This is a genomic window from Streptomyces sp. NPDC051987, assembly GCF_040680735.1.
In the GTDB taxonomy this organism is placed as follows: domain Bacteria; phylum Actinomycetota; class Actinomycetes; order Streptomycetales; family Streptomycetaceae; genus Streptomyces.
In genome coordinates, this window is record NZ_JBFAXI010000111.1 from 1 (window position 1) to 17,882 (window position 17,882).

Consider the following 17,882-nt stretch of genomic DNA (forward strand, 5'->3'; position numbering starts at 1 on the left):
CCGATCTGCCGCGTCGGCGTCGGCCGCGGCCTGGGTGGCCGCGTCCGCCTCCGTGCCAGCCGAGGCGGCGGCGCTCTCCGCGTTGTCGGCCGCGGCATCCGCGGCGTCCGCGGCCTGCCGGGACGACTGCGCCTGGTCGTCGGACTCGTGTGCCTCCGCGTAGCTGTCCTTGGCGTATGACTTCGCGCGGGCGGCGTCCGCCTTCTGCTTGGCGTCCCAGGCCTTGTCGCGCAGGTCCTTCGCGTTGTCCGAGGCGGTCTCCGCGGCCTGCCGCTTCGCGGTGGCGGTGGCGTCGGCCGCTTCGGCCTTGTCCTTGGCGTCCTCCGCCTGGCTCGCGTACTCCTGTGCTTTGGTCTTGTGCTCGGCGGCCTCCGCCTGCTTCTGGGCGGCGGTCTCCTTCTCCGCTTTGGCGGTGGCCTCCTCGGCTTCAGCGTCCAGCCGGCGGGCGTGCGCGGTGGCCGCGGCGGCCTTCGCGTCCGCCTCCGCCTGTACGGCCACGGCCAGCTTGGCCTTGGCGGTGTCGCGGGCGGCCTTGGCGTTGCCGACCTGCACCGCGGCGGCATCGGCGGCGGCCTTCGCCTGCTCCTTCGCCGCCTCGGCGGCCGCGTTGCGGAACGCCGCCGTCGAGGCCGCGCCCTGGGTCACGGCGCGGGCGGCGATGGTCGCGATGTCCGCCACGGACGCCTTGGTCGCCGAGAGCGCGGTCTGGGCGGCGGCCTGCATCGCGTTGATCGCGGCCGCCGACGCCTTGGTCACCTGCGCCTTCTGCAGACCGACCAGCAGACCCCTGCCGCGAGGTGCGCCCGCCTGGTCGGCGATCGCGTAGGCGGCGTTGAGGGAGGTGTCGGTGCTGGTGACGGCGGAGGTGGCGGTCTGCGCCTGCTTCTGGATCAGCGTCAGCTGGGTCTGCGCGGCGGACTGGGCGGCGGCGATGCCCTTGGTCGCCTGGAGGAACTGGGCCGTGCTCGGGTAGTCGAGGTCGTCGGTGCCGTTGTGCCCGACGGGGACGATGTCCAGCTTCTGGAAGGCACTGCCGGAGCAGGTTGCCAGGGTGGCGTCCTGGCTGTTGGTGTAGGACGCGAGGTTCAGGCACTTGCCGTTGCCGAGGTTCGTCAGCGGCGTGGTGGCGTGCGGGTTGTACCGCCAACGGTTGGCGCTGGTGCTGCTGACGGTGCAGGAGCCCTGCACCATCGCCGTGCCGTCCGCGCTCGCGGAGGCCTTCGGCACCAGGCACTTGCCGGAGTTGACGTTGACCAGCGTGTCGCCGGAGATCCGCCACTGCTGGTTCGCATTGCCGTTGCACGTGTAGATCTGCACGATCGCGGCGTTCGCGGTCGAATTCCCGTCGACCTCCAGACACTTGTCGGAGGACCCGTGGACGTGGATTGCCATCGGGCTGTCGCCGATCCAGCCTGCACCCCCAGCGGACCAGTAGTCCTGCCAGCGGGCCAGGTGGTCGGCGATCCAGGACTGGCCGAGCATCTCACCGAGCGCCTGCGCGGTCGTGGTGAGCGCCTTGGTGGCGGTGGTGTTGGCGTCGAGGATCTGGTTGCGCTGGACGGCCTGGGCGGCCAGTTCCTGCTGCCACTCCGCCGACGCGGTGGCGACCTCCTGGCCCAGGACCTTGTTCGGGTCGATCGGATCACGCCAGGCGCAGGCCGCGAACCGGGTCTTCAGGTCCTCGACGGCGATCCGGAACTCCAGGCTGCCCGGTTCGGCAGCGGTGCGCGGGAAACCGCCGGAGGAGAGGAACATCCGGGCGTCGTCGGCACTGGTCCCGCTGGAGTCGCTGATCAGTTTCTCGAACGCCTCGTGCTCGGCGTAGGCCTGCTGCCACTGCTGTGTTGGCAGCGACGGGTCGACGGTCCCATACAGCGGCGTGCCCAGGTTCTTCACGGCCTGGACGGTGGCGTCGTCGGCCTGCGCGGTGGGGTCCTTGTAGAGGTCGCCCTCGGTCTTCCACCACTGAGCGCCGAGCCACTTGCCGTAGCCCACCTGGTTGAAGAAGTCATCGCCCGTGCCGGACACGCCCGGTGGCCAGTAGAACTCGGCGTCGGTGGCGAAGTTGGCCGGGAAGGACAGGCCTTTGAGCGGTGTCTGCCATGCCGCGAGCCGGGTGGTCAGCACATCGCTCGCCGCGTCGATGGCGTCCCGGTCCTGCTGAAACGCGGTCGACAACGGTGTGTCGTTCCAGTACTCACGGTCGGCGGCGGTGTGCAGCTGGTCGGCGTTCTGGTTCAGCGCGTTCTGCGCGAGCGGCACCGTGGAGGTGCCGCCGATCCGCAGCGCGTCGCCCATCAGGCACTGGTCCTGGCGCAGTTGCTCGGCCGCCGCGACGTCGAAGCCGTCGTAGCTGTCCGCCACGTTCGTCATGGCGGCCCCCGTCGGTGCGGGGCCACCACCCAGCAGTCCCCCGAGAACCGCGGTGGTGACGACCAGCGGAACAAGAGAGCCGTTGAGCCGGTCCCTGGGTGAGGCGCCCGAAGCCGCCTCCGGCTCGGCTGCCGGAGAGCGGTGAAAGGGTCTGTACGGACGTCTGAATCGCAAGGAAGTGCCCTTCTCCATAACGGAGGCGGACAAGAGGCCCGATCGGACACGCGGCACGAGGCCAACACGTGTCACGCAAGACGAAATCCCCCACCTGCGGCAACAGGCCCCCGTCGCCCACTTGGCAACCCAGGGCGGGTTGTGCCGCAGCCGAACCCGAACCAAGGTTCTGATCATGATCACGACAGATTGTGGTGTCCAGGTGAAGGAATGGCAACCGAGAGGAGACCGGAAGACGGCTTGCAGGCGGTATTCCGGCCCTGACCGGCCGATTCGCGCCACCATGCCGCCTTCATGCCATGGCACCCCGGGCAGCCCGGACGACGCCTTCAGCCAACAGAGTCGCGGGCTGTCCGGGACGGCGACTCAGATGCCCGGCCAAGGATCCTCGTCGCGGAACAGGGGGCGGCCGTCGGGCAAGGTGGTGGGCACATCCGCCCCGTACCCGACGTCCATAGGGGCGGTCGCCATGTGGGCGCCCTCCGTAGGGGGCTCGTACACGGGTTGCGGCCATAGTCCCGCGGCCGCGTACCCGTTGTAGCCGTCCATGTTCCCGTACGGCGGCTGGTAGGCGTACGGGACGCCCTGGGGCGCCCCCACTCCCACGGCCTCTGCCGCCGGGGCCGCGCCGCCCTGTTCCACGAACAGGGGCAGTCGCAGCTCGCCGGTGTCCATCGCCGCGTTGTTCTGGGAGCGGTGGAGGCGGGAGTAGGCGCCGCCGCGGGCGAGGAGTTCGTCGTGGCGGCCGGTCTCGACGATGCGGCCGCGGTCGACGACGAGGATGCGGTCGGCGTCGGGGGCGAGGTTGAGGTCGTGAGTGATCATGATGGTCGTGCGGCCGGTCATCAGGCGGCGCAGCGGTTTGACGACCCGGCGCGCGGCCATCGCGTCCAGGCCGGTGGTCGGCTCGTCGAGGACGAGGACGGGGGCGTCGCGCAGGATCGCGCGGGCGATGGCCAGGCGTTGGAGCTGACCGCCGGACAGACGCGCGGAGTTGGGGTCGATCCTGGTGTCGTAGCCGTCGGGGAGCCGGACGACGAAGTCGTGGGCGTCGGCCGCCCTGGCCGCGTCCTCGATGGCCTGGTCGCTGGCGCCGGGGCGGCCGCAGGCGATGTTGGCGCGGACGGTGTCGTGCAGGACGAGGGTCTCCTGCGGGAGGAGGGTGACGTACTCGCGCAGGCGGGCCAGGGGGAAGTCGCGGACGGGGACGCCGTCGAGGAGGATCTCGCCGCTGTCGGGGTCGTAGAAGCGGAGCAGCATCTTGGAGACGGTGGACTTGCCGGCGCCGCTGGGGCCGGTGATGATCACGAGTTCGCCGGGGCTGACGGTGAAGGAGAGGCCCTCCAGGGCGGTGCGGTCGGCGCCGGGGTAGCGGAAGCCGACGTCGCGGACCTCGACGGCGCCGTACGGGCGGCCGGTGTCGGTGCCCGCGCCGCGCCGGGGGTCGGTGACCGACGGCCGCACGTCCAGGATCTCGATGAGCCGTTCCGCGCCCGCCGTGGCGGCGGTGACGGTGAGGCCGAGCTGGGCGAGGCCGCGCACGGGCGGGTAGAGGTAGCCGAGGAAGGCCGAGAAGGCGAGGAGCTGGCCGAGGGTCATCCGGCCGGTGGAGATCTCCCAGGCACCGATGCCGATGACGGCGAGGACGCAGATCGTCTCGATGACCTGGACGAGCTGTTCGTACGCCTCGTTGAGGCGGGTGGAGCGGACGGAGGCACGGAACCAGGCGCTCGCCTCCTCGTTCAGGCGCCGCCGCTCGGCGTCGCGGCGGCCGTAGGCCTGCGTCAGCACGATGTTGCCGAGGGACTCCTCGACCACGGAGGTGATCGCGCCGTCGGCGACCCGGCCCTCCCGGGACACGTCCTTGATGGAGCCCGAGAAGCGGCGGGCTGCCAGCCAGAACAGGGGCGCGAGGACGAAGGTGGCGGCGGCCAGGTCCCAGCGCAGCCAGAACGCGGCGATCGCATAGAAGAGGGCGCTGAACAGGGCCGACGCGGCGCCGACGAGCCCGGACACCACCATGGTCTCGATCGACTCGACGTCGCTGGTCAGGCGGGAGAGCAGGTCGCCCTGGCGGTGCCGCTGGAAGAAGTGCGGGGGCAGCTGCTGGACGTGGTCGAAGACGTGCTCGCGCAGCCGCATGACGAAGCGTTCGGTGGTCCAGGCGGCGAGGGAGTTGCCCGCATAGGCCACGACCGCGCCGACGATCGCGATGGCCAGCCATTTCCCGGCCGGGCTCCAGAAGGCGCTGAGCGAGCCCTTCTGCAGGGCGTGGTCGGTGAGGTCGCTGAAGAGCAGGATGGCCTCGGTCTCGGCGAGCGCGGCGATCACCGTGCACACCCAGACGATCACCAGCCAGCGGCGCAGCCCCCGGGTCAGCGGCCAGAAGCGGCGGAAGGCGGCACGGGCCGGGATGGTGGGCGTGTACTCGTCCCCGTCGCCGTCCCCGTCGTCCCCCTCGTCCTCGTCGTTCTCGTTTTCCGTCGCGTGCTCGCTTTCCGTCGCGTGCTCGTCCTCGGTCTTGTATGTGTTTTCGTTCCGGTACTCGGCGTACTCGTATTCTGTGCCGCCACTCCCCTTCACCAACATTTCGCACTACCTCCGCTCTCCGCCGCTGCGATTACCGAAATACCGGAGCGAAAAAGGACCGACGGCGAACCGTCGGTCCTTCTCACCGCTTACTCAGTTGTCGCGGTCGCCGGGGATCGGCTTCGGAGCCGGCTTCGGCGCGCGCTTCTTGGGCTTCGGCGGCGGGGGCGGGGGCAGCTGCTTCTTGGGCTTGGGGGGCAGCGGTGCGAGCTTCTTGAGGCTCATTCCGACTCCTTGAGAGTTCGAAGTGCAAGTGGTGCGGGATGGTACGAGAATTCTCTTGGGGCAACGTCCGGGGATTTCGGATCGTCATCCTCGGCAATCCCCGCCGCCCGACACCGATGAACTTACACGGCCCGGATCCCAAGCGACGGCAAAGTCGCTTCGCAAACGGCAAGCAGGCACTGTGAATACCTGGGTAACGGCTGTATGACGACGCCGAACCTGAGAATTCCCTGAAGAACCTGAGAGCCGGCTTGTGAAGCCGCCTCAGCGGCGGGCCATGTACAGGCCGAACGCCTTGTGGAGCAGCTTGTTGAGCGGGAAGTCCCACTCCCCGAGGTACTCGACGGCCTCGCCGCCGGCCCCCACCTTGAAGCGGAGCAGCCCCAGCAGGTGGTCGGACTCCTCCAGGGTGTCGGTGATGCCCCGGAAGTCGTAGACCGCGGCGCCGCGTTCATGGGCGTCGCACATCATCCGCCACTGCATGGCGTTGTTGGGCTGGACCTCGCGCTTGCGGCCGGTGGAGGCGCCGTAGGAGTACCAGACGTGGTCGCCGACGGTGAGCATGGTGGCCGCGGCGAGGAGATCGCCGTCGTGCTGGGCCAGGTAGAGGCGCATGCGGTCGGGATGCTCGGCGGTGAGCGCGGTCCACATGCGCTGGAAGTAGCCGAGGGGGCGGGCGATGAAGCGGTCGCGCTCGGCGGTCTCCGTGTACAGGTCGTAGAAGGCGGGCAGGTCGTCGTATCCGCCCTGGACGACCTTGACCCCGGCCTTCTCCGCCTTCTTCACATTGCGCCGCCACTGCTGGTTGAGCCCGCGGTGGATGTCCTCCAACGACCGCCCCGCGAACGGCACCTGGAACACGTACCGGGGCTGCCCGGCCGCGAACCCCGCGTCCCCGTCCGCCGCCGCCTGCCGCCACCCCGTCCGGCGCAGCCGCTCCGCGAGGACGGCGGCACGGGTGTCGTACGACGTCGGCCGGACGTCCGCCAGCCGCCGGGCGGCGGGATCGGCGATGGCCTCCTTCACCGCCTCCGCGCTCCACCGCCGTACGACGACGGGCGGCCCCATCCTCACCGTGAACGCCCCGCGGCCCTTCAGGTACGCCAGCAGGGGTTCGAGCCAACGCTCCGGCTCCGGGTCGTGCCAGTCGACGGCGGGCCCCTCCGGCAGATACGCCAGATACCGCTTCACCCGGGGCACCGCCCGCAACAGCACCAGCCCGGCCCCGACGATCCGTCCCTCCCCGTCGAACCACCCGAGGCTCTCCGCCTCCCAGTCGGGCTTGACGTCTCCCCAGGACGGCAGCTGCATATGGCTGACGGAGGGACGGGATCCCACGAAGGCGAGGTGCTCGGCACGGGAGACGGGCTGGAGGCGAAGGGCTGCGGTCATGGGCGGTGCTCCTGGGGGGGCTCGGCGACGGCTCACTGACGGCTCACTGACGACGGGCTCCGGTCAGGACGGCGGACGCGACCGGCGGCGTCGGCCTCAAGAACAACAGACGCGACCCCACCGGGGATCGTTTCGGCGCGCGCGGTCGGGTGAAGCGTGTCGGGCGCGCGGGCGAGACGTGCCGGGCAGGCGGGCGAGACGTGCCGGGCAGGCGGGCGAGACGTGCCGGGCAGGGGCCGCATCCGACGTGCGGCGTCTCAGGAGGACGACACGGCGGCGAGCACCGCGATCCGGCCGACCTCCGCCTCGCCGCCCGTCACTTCTCGTCCTCCCTCTCCAACGCCTCCGCCAGCACCTCCGCGAGGTGTCTCGCCCGTACCCCGGCCAGCTGTTCCAGCTGGGTCCGGCAGGAGAAGCCGTCGGCCAGGATCAGGATGCCGGGCTCGGCATCCCGTACCGCGGGCAGGAGCTGTTCCTCCGCGCAGGCTTTCGACACCTCGAAGTGGCCCTTCTCGAAGCCGAAGTTGCCCGCCAGGCCGCAGCAGCCGCCGACCAGGTCGCCGGTGAGGGCGGCGGCCTCGCGCAGACGGCGGTCGGGGGCGTCGCCCAGTACCGCGTGCTGGTGGCAGTGGGTCTGGCCGACGACCGGACGGTCCAGGCGGGGCGGGGTCCAGTCCGGGGCCAGACGTTCCAGCGCCTCCGCGAAGGTGAGCACTCGCGCGGCGAGGCGGGCCGCTCGGGGGTCGCCGGGAAGCAGTTCCGGCAGGTCGGCGCGGAGGGCGGCGGCACAGCTCGGCTCCAGCACGATGATCGGGGGCCGCGAGAACCCGTCGTGCGGCTCCGCAGCCCGGTCCGGGTCCGACGGCGGCAGCAGCGGCTCCAGCAGGTCCAGCGTCCGGCGCAACACGGTGCGGGCCCGGTCCAGTTGGCCCGTCGAGAGGTACGTGAGGCCGCAGCAGGGGCCGTCGGCCGACCGGGGCACCTTCCGCGGCCGGGTCGGCAGTGCCGTGACCTCCACGCCCGCCGCCTGAAGGACCCGTACGGCGGCACGGCCCACGGACGGCGACAGGTACTCCGTGAAGGTGTCCGGCCACAGGAAGGCCGACCGCGACCCGCGCAACCGCCCGCGCCCCCGCTTCTCCTCCCGCTTCCCCTCCCGCCGCCGCTCCCACCGGCTGAAGGGCTCCACCGCGAGGCGCGGGATCCGCCGCTCCGGTGCGATGCCGCCGAGGCGTCCGGCGAGCGTCGCCAGGGGGCCTACCCGGGCGAGCGCGTTGACGAGCGCCGCCGTGCGGGTGCGCGCCACCAGGCGCAGCCATCTCGGCAGCCACCCCATGCTGTAGTGGGCCGCCGGGCGGCGCCGGCCCGCGTAGTGGTGGTGCAGGAACTCCGCCTTGTAGGTCGCCATGTCCACCCCGACCGGGCAGTCCGAGCGGCAGCCCTTGCAGGACAGGCAGAGATCGAGGGCGTCCCGGACCTCCGTCGAGCGCCAGCCGTCCGTCACCAGTTCGCCCGCCAGCATCTCGTGCAGCAGCCGGGCCCGGCCGCGGGTCGAGTGCTCCTCCTCCCCGGTCGCCCGGAAGGACGGGCACATGACCGAGGCGCCGCCCGTCCCCGTCGTACGGCACTTCGCCACGCCCACGCAGCGGCGGACCGCGGCCGAGAAGTCACCGCCGTCGGCGGGGTAGCCGAAGGCGACCGGCACCGGCTCGCGGGGCAGGACGGCGAAGCGGAGGTTCGCGTCCAGGGGAGCGGGCCGGACCAGCATGCCGGGGTTGAGGAGGCCGTCGGGGTCCCAGATCCCCTTCGCCCGTTCGAAGAGCGTCACCAGCCCGGTGCCGTACATCCTCGGCAGGAGTTCCGCTCTCGCCTGGCCGTCCCCGTGCTCACCGGACAGGGAGCCGCCGTGCGCCACGACCAGGTCCGCCAGCTCCTCCGAGAAGCGGCGGAAACGCGCCACGCCCGCCTCGCTCAGCAGGTCGAAGTCGATGCGGACGTGGATGCAGCCGTCGCCGAAGTGGCCGTACGGCGTGCCGCGCAGGTCGTGGGCGGTCAGCAGGGCCCGGAAGTCCCTCAGGTAGGCGCCCAGGCGGGCCGGCGGCACCGCGCAGTCCTCCCAGCCGGGCCAGGCCTCGGTGCCGTCCGGCATCCGGGTCGCCGTACCGGAGGCGTCCTCCCGGACGCGCCAGAGTGCGCGTTGCCCCGCCGGGTCGGTGACGACCAGCGCGTCGATGACGTCCGCCGCCCCGACGATCGCCGCCGCACGCGCGCGTGCCTCGGCCGCCGTCTCCCCGCCCGTCTCGACGAAGAGCCAGGCACCGCCCCGGGGCAGCCCGGCCGGGGACGGCACCAGGTCGGCCGCCATGCCCTCCACCGTCAGCGGCGCGAGGCCCAGCAGCCCCGCCGCCGCGTCCGCCGCCGCGCTCTCGTCGGCGTAGCCGAGCACCGCCAGCGCACGCGCGCGTGGCGCGGCCACCAGCCGTACGGTCGCCGCCGTGAGGATCCCGAGCGTGCCCTCGCTGCCGCAGAAGGAGCGGGCGACGTCCGCGCCCCGCTCGGGGAGGAGGGCGTCCAGGGCGTAGCCGGAGATCCGGCGGGGCAGGTCGGGGAAGCCGGTGCGCAGGCGGGCCAGGTCCCCGGCCACCAGTGCGCGCAGGCCGTCCGGCGCGCCCGCCCAGTCCCGGCCGAGCCGCAGCCGCCGGCCCCGCGCGGTGATCACGTCCAGCTCCCGGACGCTGTCCGCCGTCGTGCCCCAGGCCACGCTGTGCGAGCCGCAGGAGTTGTTGCCGATCATGCCGCCGAGCGTGCAGCGGCCGTGCGTGGAGGGGTCCGGGCCGAAGCGCAGGCCGTACGGGGCCGCGGCCTCCTGGAGGCGGTCCAGGACCAGCCCCGGCTGGACGACGGCGGTACGGCCGTCCGGGTCGAGTGCGAGCAGGCGGTTCATGTGCCGGGTGAAGTCCAGCACCACCCCGGTGCCCGTCGCCTGCCCCGCGATCGACGTGCCGCCGCCGCGGGCCACCACCGGCACGCCCCGGGTCCGGCACACCTCCAGTACGGCCGCCACGTCGTCCGCGTCCCGAGGGGCCACCACCCCGGCCGGGACCCGCCGGTAGTTGGACGCGTCCATGGTGGCCAGGGCCCGGGAGGTGGCATCGAAACCGACCTCGCCCCGGACGGCGCCGCGCAGTTCCGCCTCGATGCCCTGGAAGCCGTCGAAGCCGTCGAAGCCCTTGGCGCCCTCGAATTCCGCGAATTCCGACATACGTCCACTCAACCAGCCCCCAGCGGGGTTTGCGGACAGGGCCGCCGACGGCAGCCGGAGCCGTGGGCGGGACCGTCCTGGACGCGCGTCTCACCCGACGGACGAGGTTTCGCCCAGGTTTCCTCCACCGGCTAACCTCACACCGTGGCTGACATCCAGATCCCCGCTGACATCAAGCCCGCCGACGGACGCTTCGGCGCGGGCCCCTCCAAGGTGCGGACGGAAGCGCTGGACGCGCTGGCCGCCACCGGTACCTCCCTGATGGGCACCTCCCACCGCCAGGCCCCGGTGAAGAACCTGGTCGGCCAGGTCCGCGAGGGCATCAGCGCCCTGTTCTCCCTCCCGGACGGCTACGAGGTCGTCCTCGGCAACGGCGGCTCCACCGCCTTCTGGGACGTCGCCACCCACGGACTGATCGACAGCAAGTCGCAGCACCTCACGTTCGGCGAGTTCTCGTCCAAGTTCGCCAAGGCGGCCAAGCTCGCCCCCTGGCTGGCCGAGCCCACCGTGATCGCCGTCGACCCGGGCACCCACCCGGAGCCGCGGGCCGAGGCCGGCGTCGACGTCTACGCGTTCACCCACAACGAGACCTCGACCGGTGTCGCCATGCCGATCAAGCGGGTCGCGGGCGCCGACGAGGGCGCGCTCGTCCTCGTGGACGCCACCTCCGGCGCGGGCGGCCTGCCGGTCGACGTCAGCGAGACCGACGTCTACTACTTCGCCCCGCAGAAGTCCTTCGCCTCCGACGGCGGCCTGTGGATCGGCGTCTTCTCCCCGGCCGCCATCGAGCGCGCCGAGCGCGTCCACGCGTCCGGCCGGCACGTCCCGGAGTTCTTCAGCCTCCCCACGGCGATCGACAACTCCCGCAAGAACCAGACGTACAACACCCCGGCCCTCGCCACCCTCTTCCTGCTGAACCAGCAGCTGGAGTGGCTGAACGGCCAGGGCGGCCTCGCCTTCTCCACGGCCCGCACCAAGGACTCCTCGACCCGCCTGTACACCTGGGCGGAGGAGAGCAAGTACGCCACCCCGTTCGTCTCCGACCCGGCCAAGCGCTCGCAGGTCATCGGCACCATCGACTTCGCCGACGAGATCGACGCGGCCGCCGTCGCCAAGGTGCTGCGCGCCAACGGCATCGTCGACACCGAGCCCTACCGCAAGCTCGGCCGCAACCAGCTGCGCATCGCGATGTTCCCGGCGATCGACCCGGCGGACGTCGAGGCGCTGACGAAGTGCGTCGACTACGTGATCGAGAAGCTGTAAGGGCGCGGCAACTCCCGTAAGAAGCTGCTGGTTTACCCGGCAGGCATGATCAAGGCAAAGCCTGCCGTGGACAGTTGAGTCTCCTTCGTCGCACACCGGACACTGTGTGCCCCATGCGACGAAGGAGATCCACGGGTACATGAACAGACCGATACCGGGCACCGTCGAGGTCGCGGTGCGCCACATCCTCAGCGACAAGGTCACGGGCTTCCTGGTCCGCACCCGCCGTATGGTCTGGAAGGACAGCATCTTCCGGGTACGCCGGCCGCAGTCGGGCAAGCAGACCGTGGAGCTCACCTGCTCCGTCTGCGACGCCTCCCTGCTGGCCGAGGTCCGCACCGAAGCCCGCACCCGGCACACCAGGATCATCCTGCGCGTCCTGGCCGCCCTCAGCGCGATCGTCTTCTTCGCGGCCCTCGCCTACGTCGTCCACGAGGGCGGCAAGACGCTCCCCGAAGGCCAGTCGCTGCCGACCCTGTTCCCCATAAGCGTCGTCTCGGTCTTCGTCACGTTCGTCGCCGCGCCCACGTTGTTCGTCCAGAGTCGCGTCTACAACGGCGTCAGCCTGCTGGACGCCCCCAAACCGCGCCGCCTGCACGGGATCAGGCCGGTGAAGGGCTGAGCGCCGGACCCGGCGAGGGCGCCGGTGCGGGTGCACCGGCGCCCTCGCGCTGTCACTGCCCGTCGACGAGCTTCGCGTACGCCTTGGCGTCGAGCAGGCCGTCGGAGGACGCCCCGCCCGTGACCCTGATCCTGAAGAGCCAGGTGACGTAGGGGTCGGAGTTGACGTCCTCGGGGCTTTCGACGGCCTCCTCGTTGATCGCGACGACCTCGCCGTCGAACGGGCTGAAGATGTCGGACGCCGCCTTGACCGACTCCACCACGCCGACGGAGCCACCCGCCTCGACCTTCCTGCCCACCTGGGGCAGGTCGAAGAAGACGATGTCGCCGAGGTTCTTCTGGGCGTGGTCGGTGATGCCGACGGTCATGCTGCCGTCGGCCTCGGTGCGGATCCACTCGTGGTCTTCGGTGTAGCGGAGGTCGGCGGGCACGTGGGACATGTCAGCTCCATCAGCCGTCGTGGCGCGGTGTCCGGCCGCCCCTGTCGACGGCCGGCAGGAACAGCCTGCGGCACCGCCTCCCAGAGCCGTGTATTTCCGGCATCACGCTCAACCGTCCGGGTGACGACCGCGGCATCACGCCGCCGCGCACGTCAGCGTCGGCACACCCCCGCCCCCGGGCGCACCCCCGAAGCCGAAGCCCACCGAACCCCCGGCCGCGATCGCGCCGTTGTGGGAGGCGTTCACCGCCGTCACGGTCGCCCCGCTCTGCGTGTACGACGCGTTCCACATGGTCGTCACCTGCTGCGACCCGCTCCACGTCCAGGTCACGGTCCAGGAGCGGATCGCGGTGGAACCGGTGTTGGTGACCGTGACGGCCGCGTTGAACCCGCTCCCCCAGTCGCTGCTGACGGCGTAGGAGGCCGAGCAGGAAGGGGCCGTACCACCGCCACCGCCCCCGCCGCCACTCCCGCCGGTGCTCGGGAACAGCGGCGCCTTGATGCTCGCCAGGTACCCGTCCTTGACGGTGTCCACGGTCGCCCAGTCGTCCTTGAGGATCCCGCCGGTGTCACCGGAGTCGGGGTTCCAGGACCAGAAGGTCCACTGGAAGGAGTCGGCACCGGACGCCGACGTCGGCCGCAGGTAACTCACCAGTGCGGCCAGCCACTTCTGGTCCACCGTCGAGGCGAGCGTGGTGCCGAACTCGCCGACCCACACGGGCGCGATGTTCTGCTTGAAGAGGTAGCCCCAGTACGCGTCCCACACGCCGGGCATGTTGGCGGGGAAGGCGGGATCGCTGAACCAGCTCTGCTGGGCCACGCTGGTGGCGTAGTCGTGGGCGGAGTACACCACCCGGTTCGGCACGGACAGCTGCACCGGATACCGGCCGGCGCCCATCAGATTGCCGCCCCACCAGCCCGAGACCCCGTTGTACGTCTGCACGCCCTCGACGAAGATCAGCAGGTCGGGGTTGACGGACAGCACGGCGTTCCCGGCGCGCTGGGCGGCCAGCCGCCAGTCGACGGCAGTGTCCCCGCAGCCCCAGCAGGCGGGGTCGTGGGGCTCGTTGTGGAGGTCGATGCCGATGACGGTCGGGTCGGTCGCGTACCGCGCCGCGAGCGCCTTCAGGTCGGCGATCCAGGTCGACTCGGGGACGGACGAGGTGTACCAGAGCGCCGACTGGCCGGCGGCGTCCGGCCGGTGCCGGTCGAGGATGACCTTGAGCCCGTCCTTCCCGGCGTAGGCCACGATCCGGTCCATCACCTGGAGCGAGTTCAGGCCCTGGAGGTCGGCGTTCTTGCCGTTGCTGAAGTCGATGCTGTCGGGGACGGTCGCGCTCTTGAAGATGTCGTCGCTGTAGGGCAGGCGGATGGTGTTGTAGCCGAGCGACCGCATCTGGTCGATCATGCTCTTGTAGTCGCGCGACCAGAGGCCGTGCACCACGTGGTTGGCGGTCTCGAAACCGAACCAGTTGATCCCGGCGATGCGGACCGGCTGCCCGGCCGCGTCGAGGATCTGCCGGCCGCTGGTGTGCCAGTAGCCGGCGCCGGGGGTGTCGGCCGCGTGCGCGGGGGCCGTCGCGCCGGCCAGCCCGGCGAAGAGGGGCAGGAGGAGCGCGGCGGCCACAGCACAGAGCGCTCTTCGCGGGGTGCGTAAGCGGAACATGTGCCTGTTCCTCTCGGAGTTCCACTGGGAGGCGCGGCCCGGAACAGGATGGGAGCGCTCCCACACACCGCGCACCTCCCAGGAAACTGAGACACCGTCATCACGTCAAGACGTACGACGGCCCGGCCCGCCACGCGCCGGGGCCGAACGCCGACCGACGGCGGCCGGGGGCGGGGTCAGCCGACCGTGGCCGGGGCAGGGTCAGGGGCCGGGTGGGGTCAGCCGACTGTGGCGGTGATGGGGCCGGTCACTCCGGTCGAGGTGACGGGGATCGTGACCGTGACGGGCTGGACCCGGCTGGGCGCTCCGGTGGGCGGGACCAGCAGGAAGACCGGCCTGACGTGCAGCGTGGTGGTCGCCGCCGCCGAGAAGGGGGCGTCGTCCCGGTGGGCGCCGACGAGGTAGTACGTCTTGCCGCTGGGGACGCCGACGGCGGTGGTGTCGTCCAGACTGCTGATCACCTGGGCGGTGCCGCCGCCGGCCGCGGTCGGCAGGGTGACGACGGTGACGTCGAGGGTGCCCTGGACGTGGACGGTCTCGGTCGGGCCGGCGAAGCTGCCGTCGATCGGCAGGCTGACCGAGCGGACCTGCGGGAGGGCGGCGGCGGCCGTGGCACGGACCGCGGGGGTGGGGGCGGCGGCGGTCGCGGGAGCGGCGGTGGCGGGGACGGCCAGGGCGAGGGCCGCCGTCAGCAGGCAGACGTTCCCGGCCAGGCGCGGGGCGTTGCGGGGCATGGGTGCTCCAGTTCCGTGCGGCGGGACCCGTTGCCTCGTTGCCGCCCCCGTCCCGCGGGACGTCTCCCAGCCTGCACGGACGCCCGGACGGCCGCCCCGCCGGTGGCCCGGACGGGTGACGTCCGGCGTCCGGTCAGTGGCGCCGCTGCGACGGGCGCCGCAGCCGCCGCAGCCCGAAGAGGGCGAGCACGGCGACCCCGACGGCGACGGCCCCGACCTTGGCCCCGCCGCTCAGGGAACCCCCGCCGTCGCTCCCGGCGGCCGAGGCACCGCCCCCGGACGCCGACGCCTTGCCCGACCCCGCCGACCCGCCCGGCACGTCCTCGGCCTGCACCGGGCTGTCGGCCCCCTCGCTCCCGTACATCAGCCTGGTCCCGTCGGCGGAGTAGCTGATCGACTCGCCCTGCTTCTGGAGCGGCACGTCGAGCCGGCCCTCGCGCTTGATCTTCCCGCCGTTCCAGGCGTAGTAGACGCCGCCGAAGTAGCCACGTACGGCGAGCTGGGTGCCGTCGGGCGAGAAGGCGGCGTCGGTGGCCCAGAGGTCCACCGGGGCGATGGGCCGGAAGATGTTCGTGCCTTTCGGGGAGAGGGTCGCCGGGCCCTCGTACAGGTGCCCGCCGTCCTCCTTCTTGTCGATGATGTACACCCGCCCGGTCCTGGGGTGCACGATCAGCGACTCGGCGTTGCGGGCGCCGTTCGCGTACTTGACGACGTACTGCGTGGCCCGGACCCTCTGGTCGACCAGCTTCCTCGGCTCGGGCAGCCGGTAGATCCAGACGTAGGGCCAGCTGCCGTCGAGGTTGTCGCCGATGTCGCCGACGTAGATCTGGTTGCCGGGGCCGATGGAGATGGCCTCGACGTCCCGGGGCGTGCCGACCCCGGTGAGCGTGATCCTCGCGACGGTTCTGCCGGTCGCGCTGTCCACGGCGTAGATGTACGGGCCGTCGCCGCTGTCGTTGTGCGTCCAGTAGATGCCGGGGTGCAGGTGGGAGGCGGCGAGACCGCTGGACTCGGTGATGCGCGGGTCCGTGATCGTGAACCCCTGGTCGCCGGTGCCGTCGGTGCCGTCGGCGGCGGAGGCGGGTGCGGCGGCGAGGGCGCCGGTGAGCAGGACACCGGCGAGGAGGGCGAGCGATCGTGGACGCATGGGCTCAAGCCTGCCATCCCGCGCCGGGTCCGACCGCGGGGGACGTGGCGGTCCTCACACCCCGCCGCTCCCGTTGATCGTCCATCATGAGCGGATGCTCAGGTTCATGCCCGTCGGGGACTCGATGACGATCGGCAGCGCGGGCGAGCACACATGGCGGTACCGCATGTGGCAGCACCTGTGCGGGACCCACGACGGTCCGTGCACGCTGGTCGGCCCGCGCGAGACGCTGTACGACAAGCAGGCCGAGGCGCCCGTCTCGTACGCCTACGCCGACCCGGACTTCCCGCGCGGCCACCTGGCCGGCTGGGGTGAGGGCTGGCTGCACATGACCCCGCTGATCGGGGAGGCGGTGCACACCTGCCGCGCCGACGTCCTGCTCGTCTCCCTCGGTCTGATCGACCTGGGTTTCTACACCAACGCGGAGCAGACGGCGGCGAACGTACGCACCTTCGTCGCGAACGCGCGGGAGGCCCACGCGGGCATCCACATGGTGCTGCTGCCGGTGATCCGGAACATCCGGGCGGCGTCGGACGAGCCGTTCGCGGCACAGGTGGCCCGCTTCAACGAACTCCTGGCGAAGACGGCGGCCGACCTGGACGAGCCGCGCTCCCCGATCCTCGTGGCCTCGCCGCCGGCGTCGTACGACATCAAGGCCGACACCTACGACGGCACCCACCCCAACGCGAGCGGCGAGCACAAGATCGCGGGGGCGTTCGCGGACGCGATGTGGCAGGGGTGGGGGCTGGGCGAGGAGTACGGCGCCGGAACGGACTGACCGAATCCCGCCGTTGCCCGGTCACCGTGCGTATCGTTGAACCGCCCGGTCGCACTCGCGCGGAAGGCGGCCGGGGAGGAGCGCCAGGATGACCGTCCTCGAAGACAGGATCGCGATGGCCAAGAGCGACGACGAGATCACCCTCGACGAGATGTTCGAGCAGATCGAGAAGATGCCCGCCCCCGAGGGATACAAGGTCGAGATCGTCGAGGGGACCGTCTTCATGTCGCCACAGCGGGACACCCGCTGGGAGATCATCCTGGACATCGTCGAGCAGCTGCGGGCCAAGTACCCCCGGAAGCGGGTCAAGTCCGACGTCCGTGTCGACTACCCGGGGCATCTCAACGGGTTCGCGTCGGACGTGACGGTGATGGCCGAGGGCGCCGCCAAGAACGAGAGCGGGCTCTGGCGGTATCAGGACGTCGAGTTCGTCGCCGAGGTCATCTCCAAGGGCACCGCGGCCAACGACTACGGGCCCAAGAAGACCGCGTACGCCGTGGCCGAGGTCCCCGTGTACCTGATCGCCGACCCCTACCAGCGCCGCGTCCGCGTCTACACGCACCCCCAGGGCGACTCCTACACGACCGAGACGAGGGTCGACTTCGGCACGGCCGTCGACCTCACCACGACCACCGTCGGCCTCACCCTGACGACGGACGAGTTCCCCTCCGACTGAGGAGATCCGGCCTCAGTCGATGCAGAACTCGTTGCCCTCGATGTCCTGCATCACGATGCAGGAGTCGTCGCCGCCGTCGTACAGCAGCCGCACGCGCACCGCGCCGAGCGGGAGCAGCCGGGCGCACTCGGCCTCCAGCGCGGCGAGGCGCTCCTCGCCCAGGAGCCCGGTCCCGACCCGCACGTCGAGATGCACCCGGTTCTTGACGACCTTCCCCTCGGGAACGCGCTGGAAGTACAGCCGCGGGCCGACCCCCGTCGGATCGACGCAGGCGAACCACGACCCCCGCTCCTCCGGCGGCTGGGCCTCCTGGTAGTCGTCCCACGTGGCGAACTCCCCCGGGGGCGGGGGCACTTCGTACCCCAGGACCTCGCACCAGAAGCGGGCGACGCGCTCGGGTTCCGCGCAGTCGAAGGTGACCTGGAACTTCTTGACCGATGGCATCGGCGCACCATAGCAGGGGCCCGCACCGCCGGACCGGTGCCCGCCGATGCCCCCAGATGGCCTTCGACGCCCTTCGATGCCCCTCGACGGCGCCAACTC

General features: G+C 71.6%; 14 protein-coding genes. 4 read left to right on the plus strand and 10 right to left on the minus strand.

The features are described 5' to 3' along the window. The 5 genes from AB0M11_RS35995 to AB0M11_RS36015 form a co-directional block, all read right to left on the minus strand. A partial coding sequence (locus tag AB0M11_RS35995) for an RICIN domain-containing protein (protein ID WP_365712378.1) occupies positions 1–2,373 on the minus strand: 2,373 nt, incomplete at its 3' end. Positions 2,374–2,913: 540 nt separating this feature from the next. Next, positions 2,914–5,136, minus strand: a complete 2,223-nt coding sequence (locus AB0M11_RS36000) for an ABC transporter ATP-binding protein (protein ID WP_365712379.1) — start codon at positions 5,134–5,136, stop codon at positions 2,914–2,916. Positions 5,137–5,229: 93 nt separating this feature from the next. After that, positions 5,230–5,361: a hypothetical protein gene (locus AB0M11_RS36005; RefSeq protein WP_365712380.1), complete on the minus strand. Its 132-nt coding sequence runs from the start codon at positions 5,359–5,361 to the stop codon at positions 5,230–5,232. Between the two features lie 264 nt (positions 5,362–5,625). Beyond that, positions 5,626–6,753, minus strand: coding sequence for a peptidoglycan bridge formation glycyltransferase FemA/FemB family protein (locus tag AB0M11_RS36010; protein WP_365712381.1), 1,128 nt, complete (start codon positions 6,751–6,753; stop codon positions 5,626–5,628). A 316-nt stretch (positions 6,754–7,069) separates the two neighbouring features. After that, positions 7,070–10,015: an FAD-binding and (Fe-S)-binding domain-containing protein gene (locus tag AB0M11_RS36015; RefSeq protein WP_365712382.1), complete on the minus strand. Its 2,946-nt coding sequence runs from the start codon at positions 10,013–10,015 to the stop codon at positions 7,070–7,072. 144 nt (positions 10,016–10,159) lie between these two features. Between AB0M11_RS36015 and serC the strand changes: the two genes are divergently transcribed. Together serC and AB0M11_RS36025 are read left to right on the plus strand one after the other, a co-directional pair. Further along, entirely contained in the window at positions 10,160–11,278 is a 1,119-nt protein-coding gene (gene serC / locus AB0M11_RS36020) for a phosphoserine transaminase (protein WP_365712383.1), read from the plus strand. Between the two features lie 139 nt (positions 11,279–11,417). Continuing rightward, positions 11,418–11,900, plus strand: coding sequence for a hypothetical protein (locus tag AB0M11_RS36025; protein ID WP_365712384.1), 483 nt, complete (start codon positions 11,418–11,420; stop codon positions 11,898–11,900). 52 nt (positions 11,901–11,952) lie between these two features. On the opposite strand, the gene gcvH is transcribed toward AB0M11_RS36025, so the two are convergent. The 4 genes from gcvH to AB0M11_RS36045 form a co-directional block, all read right to left on the minus strand. Further along, the gene (gene gcvH, locus AB0M11_RS36030; protein WP_365712385.1) at positions 11,953–12,339 is read right to left on the minus strand and encodes a glycine cleavage system protein GcvH; all 387 of its coding nucleotides are present in this window, start codon (positions 12,337–12,339) and stop codon (positions 11,953–11,955) included. 135 nt (positions 12,340–12,474) lie between these two features. Continuing rightward, a complete protein-coding gene (locus tag AB0M11_RS36035; protein WP_365712386.1) occupies positions 12,475–14,004 on the minus strand; it encodes a cellulase family glycosylhydrolase in 1,530 nt (509 codons plus the stop codon). 218 nt (positions 14,005–14,222) lie between these two features. Next, the gene (locus AB0M11_RS36040; RefSeq protein ID WP_365712387.1) at positions 14,223–14,738 is read right to left on the minus strand and encodes a hypothetical protein; all 516 of its coding nucleotides are present in this window, start codon (positions 14,736–14,738) and stop codon (positions 14,223–14,225) included. 133 nt (positions 14,739–14,871) lie between these two features. Beyond that, positions 14,872–15,885: a WD40 repeat domain-containing protein gene (locus AB0M11_RS36045; protein WP_365712388.1), complete on the minus strand. Its 1,014-nt coding sequence runs from the start codon at positions 15,883–15,885 to the stop codon at positions 14,872–14,874. 94 nt (positions 15,886–15,979) lie between these two features. Between AB0M11_RS36045 and AB0M11_RS36050 the strand changes: the two genes are divergently transcribed. Together AB0M11_RS36050 and AB0M11_RS36055 are read left to right on the plus strand one after the other, a co-directional pair. Then, positions 15,980–16,663, plus strand: coding sequence for a GDSL-type esterase/lipase family protein (locus tag AB0M11_RS36050; protein WP_365712389.1), 684 nt, complete (start codon positions 15,980–15,982; stop codon positions 16,661–16,663). An 88-nt stretch (positions 16,664–16,751) separates the two neighbouring features. After that, positions 16,752–17,339, plus strand: coding sequence for a Uma2 family endonuclease (locus AB0M11_RS36055; RefSeq protein WP_365712390.1), 588 nt, complete (start codon positions 16,752–16,754; stop codon positions 17,337–17,339). A 12-nt stretch (positions 17,340–17,351) separates the two neighbouring features. Here AB0M11_RS36055 and AB0M11_RS36060 read toward each other — a convergent pair whose 3' ends face one another. Beyond that, entirely contained in the window at positions 17,352–17,783 is a 432-nt protein-coding gene (locus tag AB0M11_RS36060) for a VOC family protein (RefSeq protein WP_365712391.1), read from the minus strand. Between the last annotated feature and the right edge of the window lie 99 nt (positions 17,784–17,882).

Bases quoted from the DNA above. Each gene is read 5' to 3' on its own strand.
- AB0M11_RS36000 (WP_365712379.1), bottom strand. From the start codon at position 5,136: ATGTTGGTGAAGGGGAGTGGCGGCACAGAATACGAGTACGCCGAGTAC.
- AB0M11_RS36005 (WP_365712380.1), bottom strand. From the start codon at position 5,361: ATGAGCCTCAAGAAGCTCGCACCGCTGCCCCCCAAGCCCAAGAAGCAG.
- AB0M11_RS36010 (WP_365712381.1), bottom strand. From the start codon at position 6,753: ATGACCGCAGCCCTTCGCCTCCAGCCCGTCTCCCGTGCCGAGCACCTC.
- AB0M11_RS36015 (WP_365712382.1), bottom strand. From the start codon at position 10,015: ATGTCGGAATTCGCGGAATTCGAGGGCGCCAAGGGCTTCGACGGCTTC.
- AB0M11_RS36025 (WP_365712384.1), top strand. From the start codon at position 11,418: ATGAACAGACCGATACCGGGCACCGTCGAGGTCGCGGTGCGCCACATC.
- gcvH (WP_365712385.1), bottom strand. From the start codon at position 12,339: ATGTCCCACGTGCCCGCCGACCTCCGCTACACCGAAGACCACGAGTGG.
- AB0M11_RS36035 (WP_365712386.1), bottom strand. From the start codon at position 14,004: ATGTTCCGCTTACGCACCCCGCGAAGAGCGCTCTGTGCTGTGGCCGCC.
- AB0M11_RS36040 (WP_365712387.1), bottom strand. From the start codon at position 14,738: ATGCCCCGCAACGCCCCGCGCCTGGCCGGGAACGTCTGCCTGCTGACG.
- AB0M11_RS36045 (WP_365712388.1), bottom strand. From the start codon at position 15,885: ATGCGTCCACGATCGCTCGCCCTCCTCGCCGGTGTCCTGCTCACCGGC.
- AB0M11_RS36050 (WP_365712389.1), top strand. From the start codon at position 15,980: ATGCTCAGGTTCATGCCCGTCGGGGACTCGATGACGATCGGCAGCGCG.
- AB0M11_RS36055 (WP_365712390.1), top strand. From the start codon at position 16,752: ATGACCGTCCTCGAAGACAGGATCGCGATGGCCAAGAGCGACGACGAG.
- AB0M11_RS36060 (WP_365712391.1), bottom strand. From the start codon at position 17,783: ATGCCATCGGTCAAGAAGTTCCAGGTCACCTTCGACTGCGCGGAACCC.